This window comes from Vibrio sp. CyArs1, from assembly GCF_022432925.1.
Lineage (GTDB): Bacteria > Pseudomonadota > Gammaproteobacteria > Enterobacterales > Vibrionaceae > Vibrio > Vibrio mediterranei.
Map to the genome: position 1 here is coordinate 1154303 of NZ_JAKRBO010000001.1, position 14810 is coordinate 1169112.

At 43.3% G+C, this 14810-nt stretch carries 12 protein-coding genes; 4 read left to right on the forward strand and 8 right to left on the reverse strand.

Features of this window, described 5'->3' with window-relative positions; all coding sequences use genetic code 11:
* The first annotated feature begins 32 nt into the window (after positions 1-32).
* The 3 genes from MMA19_RS05410 to MMA19_RS05420 all read left to right on the forward strand — a co-directional run bounded on the left by MMA19_RS05410 (position 33) and on the right by MMA19_RS05420 (position 2436).
* A complete protein-coding gene (locus tag MMA19_RS05410) occupies positions 33-449 on the forward strand; it encodes a magnesium transporter (RefSeq protein ID WP_231892964.1) in 417 nt (138 codons plus the stop codon).
* Positions 446-1477: an efflux RND transporter periplasmic adaptor subunit gene (locus tag MMA19_RS05415; protein WP_088878927.1), complete on the forward strand. Its 1032-nt coding sequence runs from the start codon at positions 446-448 to the stop codon at positions 1475-1477. The genes MMA19_RS05410 and MMA19_RS05415 overlap by 4 nt, the downstream gene beginning before the upstream one ends.
* A gap of 275 nt (positions 1478-1752) precedes the next feature.
* The gene (locus MMA19_RS05420) at positions 1753-2436 is read left to right on the forward strand and encodes a hypothetical protein (protein WP_198558566.1); all 684 of its coding nucleotides are present in this window, start codon (positions 1753-1755) and stop codon (positions 2434-2436) included.
* 118 nt (positions 2437-2554) lie between these two features.
* Here the strand turns inward: MMA19_RS05420 and MMA19_RS05425 are convergent, their stop codons facing one another.
* From MMA19_RS05425 to MMA19_RS05435, 3 genes are all read right to left on the reverse strand, one after another.
* Positions 2555-3367 (reverse strand): hypothetical protein, encoded by an 813-nt coding sequence (locus MMA19_RS05425; protein ID WP_240205709.1) that lies wholly within the window; start codon positions 3365-3367, stop codon positions 2555-2557.
* A gap of 248 nt (positions 3368-3615) precedes the next feature.
* Positions 3616-3954: a hypothetical protein gene (locus tag MMA19_RS05430; RefSeq protein ID WP_240205710.1), complete on the reverse strand. Its 339-nt coding sequence runs from the start codon at positions 3952-3954 to the stop codon at positions 3616-3618.
* An 11-nt stretch (positions 3955-3965) separates the two neighbouring features.
* Positions 3966-5228: a serine hydrolase gene (locus MMA19_RS05435; protein WP_240205711.1), complete on the reverse strand. Its 1263-nt coding sequence runs from the start codon at positions 5226-5228 to the stop codon at positions 3966-3968.
* Between the two features lie 263 nt (positions 5229-5491).
* Here MMA19_RS05435 and MMA19_RS05440 point away from each other — a divergent pair, with 263 nt between their 5' ends.
* A complete protein-coding gene (locus tag MMA19_RS05440) occupies positions 5492-8542 on the forward strand; it encodes an efflux RND transporter permease subunit (RefSeq protein WP_240205712.1) in 3051 nt (1016 codons plus the stop codon).
* A 41-nt stretch (positions 8543-8583) separates the two neighbouring features.
* Here MMA19_RS05440 and MMA19_RS05445 read toward each other — a convergent pair whose 3' ends face one another.
* The 5 genes from MMA19_RS05445 to gntH form a co-directional block, all read right to left on the reverse strand.
* Positions 8584-9468: a DMT family transporter gene (locus MMA19_RS05445; protein ID WP_240205713.1), complete on the reverse strand. Its 885-nt coding sequence runs from the start codon at positions 9466-9468 to the stop codon at positions 8584-8586.
* A gap of 151 nt (positions 9469-9619) precedes the next feature.
* Positions 9620-11803, reverse strand: a complete 2184-nt coding sequence (locus MMA19_RS05450; RefSeq protein ID WP_240205714.1) for a TonB-dependent receptor — start codon at positions 11801-11803, stop codon at positions 9620-9622.
* Between the two features lie 174 nt (positions 11804-11977).
* Positions 11978-12406: a hypothetical protein gene (locus MMA19_RS05455; RefSeq protein ID WP_240205715.1), complete on the reverse strand. Its 429-nt coding sequence runs from the start codon at positions 12404-12406 to the stop codon at positions 11978-11980.
* Positions 12403-12774 carry a hypothetical protein gene (locus MMA19_RS05460; protein WP_240205716.1) on the reverse strand — a complete coding sequence of 124 codons (372 nt, stop codon included), beginning with the start codon at positions 12772-12774 and terminating at the stop codon, positions 12403-12405. Before MMA19_RS05460 ends, MMA19_RS05455 begins: the two co-directional genes overlap by 4 nt.
* A gap of 80 nt (positions 12775-12854) precedes the next feature.
* Positions 12855-14483, reverse strand: coding sequence for a guanitoxin biosynthesis MBL fold metallo-hydrolase GntH (gntH, locus tag MMA19_RS05465; RefSeq protein WP_240205717.1), 1629 nt, complete (start codon positions 14481-14483; stop codon positions 12855-12857).
* Positions 14484-14810 lie beyond the last annotated feature (327 nt).

Consider the following 14810-nt stretch of genomic DNA (forward strand, 5'->3'; position numbering starts at 1 on the left):
TAACAGCAGTACTCCGTTTTTTAACCAAGTGGATGTTAATAGTCAGTGGTTTTCTATCACTAAGCTATTTCTTTTCATTGCTATCGAAAGTGCATGGTAAAGACCTTCCTGAAAGCTATTTCAGCGATGGTATGCCGAGCATATTGGGGCTTCTTAACTCAGAGCTCTTTATGGGTATTATTTTCGTTATCACCATTTCTATCATCGTTTACGTCTTATACCTGTTGTGGCAATTACATGAAGTCGCGGTTCACCGAAGTCAATACATGCAGAGCGCTCACGCCAACCTAGTATTCGCACTATCTCTTTGTGGGTTATTTATCGACAAATTATGGTGGGTATTAGCTGTCATTATTGCCTTCACTAACTGGGAAGCGTTGGCTTCAGCATTAAGTAAGGTCATTCACACCGGAATCCACGGCGACAAAAAGCAGGAGCAATCGTCATGAAAGAAATTATGCTTCCGTATGTCCTGATTGTTTGGTTACTAGTGAAATTAGGCGTCATTAAGTGGACCCTCCGTAATGCGGTGATTAGCGTTGGATTTGGTGCCTTTTTAGCATTTATGCTGTTTACTGCGCACCGATTTTGGTCACCCGCTGATTTGACAGACAGCACCACAGTAAAAGCGCCTCATGCGGTACTAAGCCCTTTGTTTGGGCAGCAAGTCAAAGACATTTACGTGACTCATAACCAACGAGTCAAGAAAGGTGAGTTACTGTACACGTTAGAGTCAGAAGACACAGACGAAGAGTTGAAGAGCTTGAACTCTAGCCTTATTGCAGCTGAACATCGAATTATCAGCATAGAAGAGCAGATTGCAATTGATGTTAAGAACCATCAACGCTTAATCAATCTAGATGAATTTAGCTCTGAACAAGAAAGAGATGAGCTGCATACCAAAATACAACAAGGGAACGCAGACCTAATGGCGGCTCGCTCCGATGTTGATGGTATACAAGCTCAGATCAATCAAAAGCAATGGTTAAACGACCGTAACCAGATTAGAGCACCTTTTGATGGTGTCGTAGGTGTTATTAACATTGCCAAAGGCTCTCGTACTGGCAACTTGTATCTCTATAACATCGAGAAGAAATTCGTCGAAATGCGCGTAAGTGACCAAACTTTCCGACATATAAAGGAAGGTCAATTTGCTGAGTTTTATGTTAATTCTCATCCAGGTGAAGTATTTCGCGGTCGAGTGCACAGCATTACAACCAATACCGGTGAAGCGACCGTATCTGCTCGCGGTAACACACAACAAGTCCGCCAGCATGTAGGAAACAATACCGGTGCACATGGTCGTACTGTTGTTATTGAATTTAATGAACCGGAAGGCTACGACGTGCCACTTGGCGCCACAGGTTCAGGCTGGATATCAGCAAGCAAGCCGTCTCAGGCGCTTGGTTTTATGGACATCATCGGTGGTGCAACAGTACGATTGAAAGCACTTAAAGCTTATCTAAGCGCTATTTAATGTTAACCCTTTTAAGGCCCGCGCATAGTTGGAACTCTGATTGGAACTGGTAAGGAAAATTGGGCCTACAACACCTCACTTATGTGGGGTGTTTTTTTATCTTTAACCAGATATTTCTCGTCATTATGCCAGCTTAATAGTCTCTTACCCTAGATACACAAATAGCAACCCAATCCATTCGAATAGCGAATACAAACCAACTAACTCCTATCGGAACTTTTCATTATCTTTTGCATCGCTCTCAACAAGAAGAGTATCAATAAAAGGTAATTAAAATGAAAAAGACAGCAATCGTTCTAGCGTTAACTTCAGTATTTGCAACTAATGCTATGGCAGAAGGTGTAACGGGCGGTGTGGAACTAGATGCTAAGTTCGTAGATGGTGCAGCCGAATATAAAGCAGACAATGGTTCTGGTATCAAAGCGTTCATCGGTTATGAAGGTTTCGGTGCTTCGGCTAAACGCAAAGCAAACTTTGAAAATGAGTACAACCTTAACTACACCCATGATTTTGGTAACATCTGGCTAAAAGGCGAATATGAGTTCGTTGATAAGAAGAGTCGTCAACAGCCGGCTAACGACCAAAACAAATTTGGTATTACCGTTGGTGGTAACGTTGCGGAACTATTCGATACCTCATTGCGTTTGCGTAAAGACACAGATTTAAACTCAGGTAATGGCAGTGAGCGTAGCAACATCTATCGTTTTGATTTAGCGGCAGGCAAGCAAGTCACAGAGCGCGTCTACTTAAATGCTAAACTGGTCGGTCAAAAGCAAACTAATAAAGCACTAATTACTCGTGACAACAAAACGAAAGACACTATCTACAATGTTGAGCTTCGTGCTACCTTCACGGCGATCGATAACCTAATCCCTTATGTAGAAGTCGGTAACGAGGGTCAATTCGGTGATGGTAAGCGCAATACCTACGGCAAAGTAGGCGTTGTTTTCCCATTCTAATTTGACACTATTAGTTAAAGCGCAAAGATATTCGAAGGAATGAATATCTTACAGCGAACCCATTATTCCTTCTTCACCCCTTCGAACAGTCTTACCGCTCAATATCTTCAAAACGACACTAGAACTGGTAATTAAACTCTACCCTCTGGTCACCTTCAAAATAGCTTTGTTCTTGCGTCCAGTTGGCAAAATAGCGCACGTTAAAGCGAGGCGTAAACTGATAAGACACCGCAAATTCATTAGTAAAGATAGAACTCATTCCTACGCCGTATGCATTGTCGACATAAGATTTAGAACCAGATAGAGTCGTTAACCACATCGGATTGTAGTTAAGCCATAGCTTATCCGTAATCGCATATTTGGTATAAGCCCCCACTACTGCGTATGTTCCTGGAACTGTGTAACCATTATCTTGTGGTTCAGTTTGACAATCGTTAGCATCGGTGCAGCTAGGAAAATTCCCATTGCGCACATTGACGCCCAACCCTGCAAGTGGATAGAGGTTAAGGTTGCCCCATTTTGGCAATGCTTGAATAAAACTATAGGACGCATTCAAACTTTCTTGCTCCACGTTATAGTTCAGATCAAGTTGACTACCGCGACCATTGGTGGTGTCCACACTAAAGTTTCGAAAACGAACGCTATCAATTGAATTATCACGACTACCCGTTCCAGACCAACCGAGATATTCTCCAGCTATTCCCTTCACTTCGATGATGTTCATCGCCATGGTAGCAGGGTTACCTGTATCGTATGTGCGCCCGACTTTGATGTTTAAACCTTTGTCCGATGTCCCTGCGCCCGCTTGAGTATAAACCGCTAAAGGGTCAGACATATCTTGGATTTCAGTATCAGAATTTTGGTCTGCAAAAGAAGAAAAAGAACAAACTGCGACTGTGGCCGCCGTTAGAAAAGAAATGTGTGCACGCATATAAACTCACCCTAATACAAAACAAACCTCCTTTTGTATTACCAACACTACTTTCTCGATTGGCAGCACCTCATCCATAAAATGCTGGGGAAGCCTAAAAGCGAGAGGCTATAACCTCAATTAACTCAAGGTTATAGCCTCTATCACTCTGCGATTATTGACTCGAATATAAGTTAATAAGAATCAGACAGTTAGTTATCAATTATATCGTCTCAAAGACTGACAAAAGTGTTAATTACATCACTCGATCACCAGCTATCATCAATCGCAGCGTCAACAATAGCATCCTCAACCACAGCGTCTTCATAGTCTGAAGTAATCGCATCTTCAACAACTGCTTCACCAATTAACTGATCACATTCTGCATCCGCATATGCACCATCAATTACACCAACGGCACCACCAATCATTGCTCCTGATTTGGCATCACCGGCGACTGCTCCTACGACACCACCAACTATCGCACCATCAACAGCATCAGTAATTACATTACCTCCATCGCAAGGATGATAGGCAAACACGTTTGCTGAACAAGTGACAAGAATAGCGCTTAACCATAACCTTGTTTGAAGCTGTTTTATTTTCATCAATTCAGCCTCTATCGTTGGTGCAATTGACTAATGATGGCGTCGATCGCCGAAAGCATCTCACCATCCCATACATCATTGATGGAAGTTGGAGCGCTAGCTTGTCTAACGATGACTACGTTTTCCGTTGGGTCTACATAAATCCACTGTCCAAAGATACCCAGAGCTGTATAAGCTTGGTTGCTATTGTTAGTGTGCCAAAATTGGTTTCGGTAGCTCCAGCCTTCAAAAACTTCGCCTTTCGCTCCATATCCTCCTTTCTCGAAAGCATCAACATCACCGCCATTTTGCGTCGATTGAATGGCTTCTTTAGGTAATACTTGTTCGCCCACTAGATTCTTGCCTTGAGAGACCAACATCTGACCAAATTTGGCTAAGTCGCGCGCTGTCGCGTTGAGTCCACCCGATGCCAAAGCCGTCCCTTCATCGTCAACAATAATGAAGGCGTCTCGATCCATACCTAGTTTTGACCAGATTCTTTCCGACAACACTACATTAAAGGGTTTACCTTCAACACGTTCAATCAACCAAGCCACCACGTCAGTGTTGGCTGAAATGTAATGGAATTCTTCTCCATGTTGGCGTGAACCTTCTTTATTCAGTGTGCTCAAAAATTCATGAATGGTTTTAGGACCGTTATAGTCATTTTCCATTGGGGCAAAGCCAATGGTTTTCATATGCTGAAATACTTCCGCGTTAGGATCTTCGTATTTTTCTGAGTATTTGACGTTATTACTCATATCCATCACTTTACCAACCGAAGCATCACCGAATGCTGACCCTTTTAGCTCCGGAATGTACTCAGATATCTGTACTTGGCGCTTAAGTTTTCCTTCCGCTACTAGCGTCGCTGCAATGATTCCTGTAAACGACTTCGTCACTGACATCATTTGATGCTGAGTCCGCTCTGTTTGGCCATCGAAATACTGCTCATGCACAATTTTCCCATCTTTCAATACAACGAAGGCATCCGCACGATGCTTCTCCAACATGCCTTGTAAAGTCATCGGCTTGCCTTGATGAAGAAAATGGACGTCACCTAATTGCTGCTCAGCATATGAGAGTAAAATGGGAGTGTTCGCTCCTGAGTCAACATTTTTGGTTTTCATGAACTCTTGCATATTTTTATAGGTGTATCGATTTTGGTCTGCCGCCAATAGGTTCGATTCATTGATGCCCATTTCAACACGTGTTTTTCCTTCTGCTGGGTTTGCATTTGCACCAAACGATCCCATAAGTACAGCAAGTGAAAGGGTTAAAATAGATTTTCTCATAGTAGCCTCAAGTAATTGGGTGCCGAACACCATCGATTTATAGTGCAAACTTTATCCTCAATACTCATTCCTACAAAAATAGCTACCATTGAAAATTCGAATAAATTAACACAAAGAACTGTCCAAAAAGATATCGAAAATTGGTGTATTCGAACCACAAATAAAACCTGCCAAACATCTCAATAGATCGACTAGTAACTCATTTGTTATTAAAAATTCACGAGCGTAATATCCGGACAATTTCCAATAACTCGGTGGCTGGCATGTTTAAAATGTTCATAGAAAGACCTAAATTCGCGATAGTAATAGCCCTACTCATTTCGCTAATAGGAGCCATTTCTGCAGCAAACTCACCCATAGGCAGGTATCCAGATGTCGCGCCTGTTACTGTCGAAGTCCGAACCTTTATGGATGGAGCAAGTGCTAATGTCATGGCTAAATCCGTCGCGCCCGAAATAGAAAAACAAGTCAACGGCGTATCTGGTATGGAATATATGAAATCCACCAGCGGAGCCGACGGTACCTATACGCTGGAAGTGGTGTTTGAAAGTGGGACAGACTCAGACAAAGCAGTGAACCTCGTCCAAAATCGCGTAAACCTTGCGCTACCGGAGTTGCCTGGGGATGTCATGCGCAATGGTGTCAAGGTAGAAAAACTCTCTAACGGTTTAATGCTTGGGATATCTATCACCGACCCGTCAGGCGGCGCCTCTGCTATTGATATCAGCGCCTTCTCTGGAGGCCCATTAAAAGAGAAAATCCAACGTGTGAACGGCGTGTCGAAAGTAGATGTCCTCGGAGAGAAGAAGTACTCCATTCGAGTTTGGCTCAATCCAGATAAAATGAAGTATTACTCTATCAACGTAGGAGACATCAATGATGCTATCGCTACACAAAACAAGATAGCTTCAGCAGGCAGCCTCGTTGATGACAAACTGGAGTTCCCAATCACTGTGAATGGTGGTCTCGCCACTCCAGAGGAGTTTGGAGATATTGTAGTTCGCTCAGACGAGCTGGGTAAGACCATCTATTTGAAAGACGTTGCTAACATTGAGCTTGGTAGTGAAATATACACAGCCAATGCCTATGGCGAAAATGCTAACGGAACGGTTTTATTCATTTACAAAACACCAGAAGCAAACGCGATGAATGTCGCTAAAGAGATTAACGCACTGTTAGAGCAACCTAACCCGTACCAAATTAAAGTCGTTTATGATGCCACTACCTTCATCGATGGTGCTATTTATAGCGTGCTGGAGACCTTAGTACTTGCGGTTGCAATCGTGTCTTTAGTTACTCTGATTTTCATGCAAAACTTCAGGCTAACACTAATTACCGTTACGGCCATTCCAGTATCTTTAATCGGAACCTTCGCCGTCATGAGTGCGTTAGGTATTCAAGTTAATATCATCTCTATGTTTGGCTTAGTCATGGCAATAGGGATCGTCGTAGACGCTGCCATCATTGTCATTGAGAACGCAGAGCATCAGCTTCACGAGAACCCCGAACTTAGCGTTAAGCAGGCCGTCTCTAAAGCATTGGATATCACTTTCTCACCAATTATCGCATCAATGCTAGTCTTGCTCGCTGTATTCACTCCATCGTTGTTTATTCCAGGAATGGCTGGAACCATTTACTCTGAGTTTGGCATAGTGCTGTGTGCCTCGGTTGTTGTTTCGACCTTAGTGGCCTTGACGCTAACACCAGCACTTTGTTCGTTATTTATGAAACCACCCAAAAAGAACATCATCGCCAAATCCGTTGAATGGGTGATTACTCAGAAAATTCGTGCCTTTGCTGGTTTAGCGTGGACAGCGACCCGTCTGCCTTTGATAACGATCTTACTATTGGCTGGTGGCCTTTATCTCTCCATTGACCGTGGTGTAAACCTGCCTACTGGCCTGCTTCCCGAAGAAGATACCAGCGCCATTTTTGTTGTTGGCAGTTTCCCTCAAGGTACTGCTCTTGCAGCAACAGATCAGTATTTGGCAACATTAACTCAGCAACTCAACAAAATTCCAGGAATCTCGACCAGTGTTGAAGCGTCAGGTTTTAACTTACTGACCAATACCGCCGAGATGAGCAGTTTTATGATGTTACTGTCATTGGATGACATGCTGAGTCGTCAAGCAAGTGATGCGGAATTGACGGAACAAATTAACCATGTTTTGTCTGAGAATACCGATATCCAAGCGTTCGCATTTAAACCGCCTGTAATCCCGGAATTAGGGATGGTTGATGGTGTTAATTTCGTCCTGCTAGCACCAGAGCTGAGTCCAGTTGAGTTATACGAACTAACTCTGGAATTCAATTCTCACTTGATGGAAGACGAGCGAGTTGGTTTAGCGATGGGACAATTTGAAGTCACCAAACCATCGATGAAACTGAACATCAAACGGCAAGACCTCCTCAAATATGGCGCTACGTTTGCTGAAGTAGTGGAAGGTATGCAAACGCATTTTGGTGGTATGTATATCAACACGTTTAATATGGATGGTCGCAATTACAAGGTCATGGTGCAAAACGATCCCAAATTCCGATTAGACCCAGAAGCTTTAAAGAAAACCGGACTTTCTAAGGCTAACGGCACCCGAATAACTTACGATAAATTCTTTGATTTTGAAGAGATCAAAGTGCCTAATTTCATCACCCGATACAATGCAGAACAAGGTGTTTTCATTGATGTTATCCCTGCCGTTTCCACCGGCCAAGCCATTAGTGCAATTCAAGAACTAGCGGATGAGTTAGGTTATCGAGTGGAGTTTACTGGTGCTGCTAAAGAAGAAGTCTTCGCGGGCAATACAGTGGCTATTGTGATGAGCTTAGCAATGCTCGTGACATTTCTTGTTCTTGTCGCCCAATACGAATCTTGGCTAATTCCATTGGCGATTATGCTTACCGTCCCCACTGCCATTATTGGAATTGTAGAAGGCGTTATACATATTCAAGGCAACATCAATATTCTCACGCAACTCGCCGCTATACTACTAATTGGTATGACAGTTCGAAATGCGATTCTCATCGTAGAGTTTGCCAAAACACTACGAGACGACAATAACTTCACCATCAAAGAAGCAGCCGTACAAGCGTTACGTCTTCGTGCTAGAGCAGTATTTATGACGGCATTTTCATTTGGTGTCGGACTTATACCACTGATGTTAGCTAACGCAGTTGGCTCTGGAGGTCAACAAGCGTTAGGTTGGGCATCATTTGGCGGAATAGTTTCAGCAACTTTCATTGGCTGTATCATGGCGAGCGTGTTCTTTGTCGTCATTCAACAAATTCGGGAACACTTTAAGTCTATTCCCGCTTAAGCAAACTCGCAGAGCCTTCCCTAGGCTCTGCGACCAATTTGTTATGATGTTGGCGCTCGGCGAAGCGATGACAACGAGAAGCCAGTAACCAGCATTGTGCCACTAATAACCAGAACCGTTCCAACAATGGTATTCACACCTATTGGCTCTCCTAAGAATAGATTTCCCCATAAAATACCAAACATTGGGATAAGGAACGTTACTGATAAAGCCGAAGACGGACCAATGTCGTTAACTAACCGGAAATACAACAGATAGGCTGCGCCAGTGCATACAACACCAAGTAACACTACCGAGATCCAAACTTCTTGTGTAGGTGTTTCTCGCATTGGCACAAATGGAATCAACGGCAACACGATAAGACAAGCAGCCCACATACTACCGTGTGCATTATTAAATGCAGGAACAGACGGTGCATTTTTCGCATAATTGGTTGCGATGCCATAACAACAGGCCGCCATCACGCCAGCAATTATCGGCAATGTCGCTTGCTCACCAATACGAACTGCATCCCAGCCAACCAATACCGCAACTCCAACAATCCCAACCAATAAACCAAGTGCACCACGCTTAGTTAGCGGTGTTTTGGTCCAAAATACACCAAGAACTGCCCCCCAGATCGCTGCGGTAGAGTTGAGTATAGAAAGAGTGGATGCGTTGAGTGTTTGCGCGGCATAAGCAAATAACAAGAAAGGCAATGCAGTATTAAACAGCCCGATAATAAAAAAGTGTTTAGTGTGCTTGGTAAACTCAAGTTTCTTTTTTAAATAAACACTGATGATAAGAAGCGCAAGGGCAGCAAAGAAGACCCGCGCCTCAATGAGCACAGCAGGCCCCATGACATTGGCGGCAATACGCATGAAGAGAAAAGATCCACCCCATATTGATGCCAATAGTACGAGTCTTAAAAAACTTGCCAAATTCATTATTGTTACTTATGTCTGATAATCGTTGTCCTTACTTTGCGTGATGGTTAGAAAAACCACAACCCCTACCAAAGGCTTATTCCGCTTACACTACCGAAAATGGCGAATAGATGATGTCGAGAACACCATCTATTCGCCACTGAAGTGCGCGTTAGAAATCGTAAGTCATACTCAACCTGACCTCACGACCAGGCCCTGGAACGCCATTTGAAAGATAAGGTTCGTAATACACATCTGCGATATTCTTCACGGTAGCTCTTAGCATAAGATCCTTGTGCGCTTGAGGCTGCCAACTGACATAAATATCCTGAAGAGTGTATTTTTCACTCGCTTGGGCAAAGTAGATGGAATCTTCAACATTTTCTTGTGCATCATACCAACGCAGTTTATAGCCTGTAGTGAGCCCTTTAATCCACTCATAGCCCAAGCCAAGTTTTACACTCATCGGTGGAATGCCGTACATATATTGATCTTCGCCACTAGAATCTGTCAATGAGCCCTTGTGTTTGCCTGCGATGTAGCTTGCACTGATATCGGCGAAAAATGCGGCAACACGATACTGTGCTTGCACATCAACACCATAGTTACGATAGCCATCCAAATTCACTTTCCAGCTCTGCAACGTATTCGGGTCACTGTCCAGATTCACCCCAGTTCGGTTCATTACATTGTTGGTGACATCGTTATAGAAGCCAGTGATTTCCGTCGATAACATATCTTTGTTAGCAAACAGACCAGACAGGCTGTTGATCATAGATGCACGATAGGCATGAATGCGCTGTGCTTCCAATTCTCTTGCTGTCGCAGAGGCTTTGGCACGCGCATATTGCACCGCGTAGATATCATCAACTGAAGGGGCTTTCATTTGATAGGCATAGGCAAAGTTCAATAACGTTTGATCCGTAAGATCATAATCCAATTGAATCCTTGGGCTGAATCCGGCATGCGACACTTTACTGTAGTCGTGCCCTGCAGCCGGGTCATTGTAGTCCGGCGCAGGGTTTTCTTTGCCTTTAGACGTAACATAGTCATAGCGTAAAGATGGGGTTACACGAAAACGATCGGTGACTTCAATTTTATCAGCCAAGTAAGCGGAATACGTGGTTTGCGTGCCCGATGGATCGTAATAAGGGATGAAGATACCATAGTTTTTCTTCGGCTTATTATAGATCTTGGTAGCATTATGAACGAGCGTATCTCGATTGTTTCTCTCATATTGCAGACCAGCAGTAATGGTATGGCGACCAATTTTCATTTCATTGTTAATGTCGACATAATCTCGCTGATACGATGCCCACGATTCATGACCATACGCGCCAATGGATACGAACATCTTCTTCCAAGCAACATCAGGACGACGCCAGTGCCTCTCATTGTCACTATGTGCCGCTGTGATTTTTAGGTTCACTAAAGGTGAGCTTGGGTTATATGAATATCGGGCCGATGTGGTTTTATCTGTGTATTCGTTTTGCACTGTGTAGGCGTATTTTGCCGCTTCTAATGAGCCGTATTTGCGAATATTGTAGTCACTTATCTTGGCAAAGGCTCCACGGCGGGTCGCCCAAGGTTGTCGACCCTCATCGCTATAAAAGGTATGGCTGATTTCAAAAAGATGGACTGCATTCTCGTATCCGATTTTAAATAGACCATTGTTTTGGCTATATGCAGAGTATTCAAGCGAGTCTCCTCCACCAACTCGAATATCATTAGCGTCTTTCCAGGTCCCAGAAGCGAGTGCGTAAATTCCATTGTCCGCTTTACCGAACGCAGTGACACCGATATGAGTCTGGTCATCGTTATCGTTGTAACCTAAATGAACTCGAGCACCGACTTTACGGCCCGCTTTTAGCAGTTCATCTACCGACTTTGTTCTAATCCGGATAGTACCACCAAATTTACTACCCGCTTGAACATCGTGAGCACCTTTGGTGACTTCAGCTTCACCAATTAAGTACGGGTCAAAAAAGAACGAACCATATCGATATTGTTCAAAACCGATAGGTGCACCATCAACATACACGCCAAGGTCACTAGGGTCAGAAAAACCCCAAATGCTAATACGTTCACCACCAGTACGAGCACCACCGTCAAAAGAGACTCCTGGGATATCTTCAAACAGCTCTGCGATATTCGTTGGCTGTTCAATTTCTATCTTTTCTCGAGTCACCAAGGTTTCGCCCGGCTTATCAATCGTTAATGGCCTCGTATAACCTGTCCCGTAGACATCCATGACTTCGGTATCATCATTTGTTGAGCTCTCTGCCACCGCAAAAAACGTCACTTGAGGAAGAGCAAAAGCAAGCAAAATCGCTTTTCTAAGAGTTACATTCATCATTATATTTATGTAGTTATCAGGAGTCGCGAATAGTACATTTACTCCACTTATAGATCAAAATGATAATCATTATCATTACAATATCTATACTCAACTCTACAAACAATGACGTTATGAAATTAAAATGCCCAATCTATGAATACAACAGAGTGGGCACCAACGCAGTGAAACCTATCAACCCGACAGGCCACTTTCTTTTATTTGCCGGTTAAACTCTCGATCAGCGAGTTCTTGCTCATCGTAAAGGTCTTCCAAAACGACTTGTTCCATTTCCATCACATCAAAGAATTGATCCTTACAATAACTCGCATTCCACTTAGGTAACATATCGGGATCATTAGCAATGTTACTCACGTGTTCTGCAGCAAAATGTGCATAATGCTCAAACAATTCTTCGTCAGTGCCATTCGCTACCCATGCTAATTTTTTAAACCACACTGCAGATTGTTGCTCTGAAATATGCTCATTTACCTTGCAAACAGACATCGCCACCAACGACTCGGTATAATTTTCATAGTGGGGCAACGTATTATGAACATGTGCACCGCAAGCAATAGCTAATGAAGGAATGAAGGTGGCTAAAATCATCGTGGTCTTTTTCATCGTTTTTGTTCCTCTGGCTGTGTACACATTTGACTAACGTGCTCTTTCTGTTCTGCTTCTTGAATGAGTTGCTCACCTAAAGCAACACCTTGAAGGTACAGAGGATCTTCCTCATTAAATACGTAAGGTTCGTTAAGCACATCTTCAGAAAGTCCTTCTATTGTTTCACGGACTATTTTCGAGTTGTGTTCGGTATACTCTAAGGTCATAGAGCCAGTTCCAACACAATACACATTGACGGTTTCCACTGCGGCCGCAGCCATTATTGCGTTGTCTCGGCTAAATAGCGTGTCGTGAGAGTGTTGCGCTGCCATTGCTTTAAACGTGCATAGATATAGCGCTGTTACTACAATCGTAAGTCGTCGCATAAATAGGTTACTCGTTGTTGAAGTTTGGGAAGGAGTTTGAGTTTGTGAGCACAGGAGCTCTATGCCCACAAACAAAGTCACTACTCTTGTTCTTGTTTGGTATTGCCTTCACGAGTGTCGCGATATGGGTCTGCTGAATCTTTACGATGCACGGAACGAGGTTCCAATCCATGAGCTTCGCGCATTTTATCAACCATTCGCTGCTTCTCGCCCATCCCTTGCTTCATGCTTTCTGGCAATACTTCCGTTGGCACGATCAGGTCACGATCCAACGGCCACTCTTTCAATAGTTGAGGGTGGTAACCTTCGGGGTAATACAGTGCTTCATCAATTTCTAAATCACGAATCTCTTGCTCTTGAATATCGGCTCGTGAATTTTTCGGCATTGGAACACGAAATACTTCACCGTCATTGAGATTAAACTGGGGAGCTCGGTTATTTGGAAAATCTGGAATAATCCCCTCTCGGACCCATGCTTTGTCCGGTGTAATGTTCGCGACTATCATATCGGGGGCGCCAAAGTGATATGGACCTTTCCAATGTTCACGTACCTGAGCCACAGTTTCGTTATTGTAGTAAGGGTCAAACTCCATATGAGTAGTCATAAACAAACGTGGTTGTATTTGATCTGCTAGCCATCCCGCCGCATAGCCTGACGTATGATGAGTATCAATGGTATAGCGTGTTAGAAAAGCAGGCACTCCTTGAACGATGGACGCTAATCCGACGAGCTCAGTCTGAACCTCGGTTACGAACAAATCGCAACCTTTGGCATACTGAATATCAAGTTCGGTAGGTCGACCATCCCCAGTCCAGACAAAACAGAGCGACTCCTCGTCATTGATTGTCCAATCAAGGCGATATGCTGAGGCACCATCTTTTGCGTGAGAACGTCTCCAATGTGATACTTTGACGCCATCAACATCATAGATAATGCCGCCATCGTCTTTGAAGTCGAACTCAACAACTTCTATATCATTACCTGATGGGAAAACATCAAACGCGTCTTGATGCCAAGAAAGCATTTGCAACATGCCTTCTACCATATGTCGCGTCCCATCTTCCGGGTTGCGACCTGATGGACCATAAATCGTTAGTGGTTTTTCCCACCGTCCATTCCAACCTCCAAATTGGTACAAGTAAGGAAGAGAGCCAAAATGGTCTACATGCAAATGAGTTATGAAGATCTTGTCCAGTTCGTTTAGCGCTACACCAGCCCCAATATAGTTAGCAATTGACGCCTCACCAATATCGAATACGAAATTGTCACCGTTACCTAACTCTACGTATATGGAGGTATTAGCTTGACCAGGGCGAATCATAGGGGATGTACCCATGAAGGTCACACGCATTTCGTTGGTTAACAGTTCTTCCGTCCTTGGGTACCAATTGGCGGCAGTAACCATATGATCCATTGGTTCTATGCCATCAAACATTAGACCTTCTTTCCAGAGTTCTTCGCCAGTCTGGGTATCTGTTTTGAGCCCTCCTTGCAAAATGGCATGTATTTCCTCTGGTGAAGAATAGATTTTCCCACCCTGTTTCATCAACTCTTCGGTATTGACGTTTTGTTCGTAGTTATAGTGCTTGTAACCTGAGAAACTAGCTGAATTTTCAGACTGATAATGTTCAAAAGGCGTTTGAGCTAAAACTGGCGCCGATAGAAGAATCGAGCCAGCAACAGCAGTCATTATATGGATTTTTGGCATAATAATTCCTCCTCTCCCATAACAGGGAAAAGTAATAAATGAATATAAATGAGAGAAATCAGTTGTTGCTGAGCAACGAATATTCTGTTGCTTCTAACGGTTCAACGTTGCAGTTTTGGGAGTAGGCGAAACCACTAAAGATGAGTGCGATTAAAGCCATAATTGAGACAATACGGACATTTTTCATTTTCTCGAAATCTCTTAATTGAATGGAAAAATCACATCCGTGTGTCTATGTTCACCATCTTAACCATAACCTAAGATACGAAAAATAGAGCAAATTTAGCTTTATATATAAATTTAATTTATGTATTTTAATCTAAATTC

Bases quoted from the DNA above. Each gene is read 5' to 3' on its own strand.
- MMA19_RS05460 (WP_240205716.1), bottom strand. From the start codon at position 12,774: ATGCGACGACTTACGATTGTAGTAACAGCGCTATATCTATGCACGTTT.
- MMA19_RS05435 (WP_240205711.1), bottom strand. From the start codon at position 5,228: ATGAGAAAATCTATTTTAACCCTTTCACTTGCTGTACTTATGGGATCG.
- MMA19_RS05425 (WP_240205709.1), bottom strand. From the start codon at position 3,367: ATGCGTGCACACATTTCTTTTCTAACGGCGGCCACAGTCGCAGTTTGT.
- gntH (WP_240205717.1), bottom strand. From the start codon at position 14,483: ATGCCAAAAATCCATATAATGACTGCTGTTGCTGGCTCGATTCTTCTA.
- MMA19_RS05450 (WP_240205714.1), bottom strand. From the start codon at position 11,803: ATGATGAATGTAACTCTTAGAAAAGCGATTTTGCTTGCTTTTGCTCTT.
- MMA19_RS05455 (WP_240205715.1), bottom strand. From the start codon at position 12,406: ATGAAAAAGACCACGATGATTTTAGCCACCTTCATTCCTTCATTAGCT.
- MMA19_RS05410 (WP_231892964.1), top strand. From the start codon at position 33: ATGTTAATAGTCAGTGGTTTTCTATCACTAAGCTATTTCTTTTCATTG.
- MMA19_RS05415 (WP_088878927.1), top strand. From the start codon at position 446: ATGAAAGAAATTATGCTTCCGTATGTCCTGATTGTTTGGTTACTAGTG.
- MMA19_RS05440 (WP_240205712.1), top strand. From the start codon at position 5,492: ATGTTTAAAATGTTCATAGAAAGACCTAAATTCGCGATAGTAATAGCC.
- MMA19_RS05445 (WP_240205713.1), bottom strand. From the start codon at position 9,468: ATGAATTTGGCAAGTTTTTTAAGACTCGTACTATTGGCATCAATATGG.
- MMA19_RS05430 (WP_240205710.1), bottom strand. From the start codon at position 3,954: ATGAAAATAAAACAGCTTCAAACAAGGTTATGGTTAAGCGCTATTCTT.
- MMA19_RS05420 (WP_198558566.1), top strand. From the start codon at position 1,753: ATGAAAAAGACAGCAATCGTTCTAGCGTTAACTTCAGTATTTGCAACT.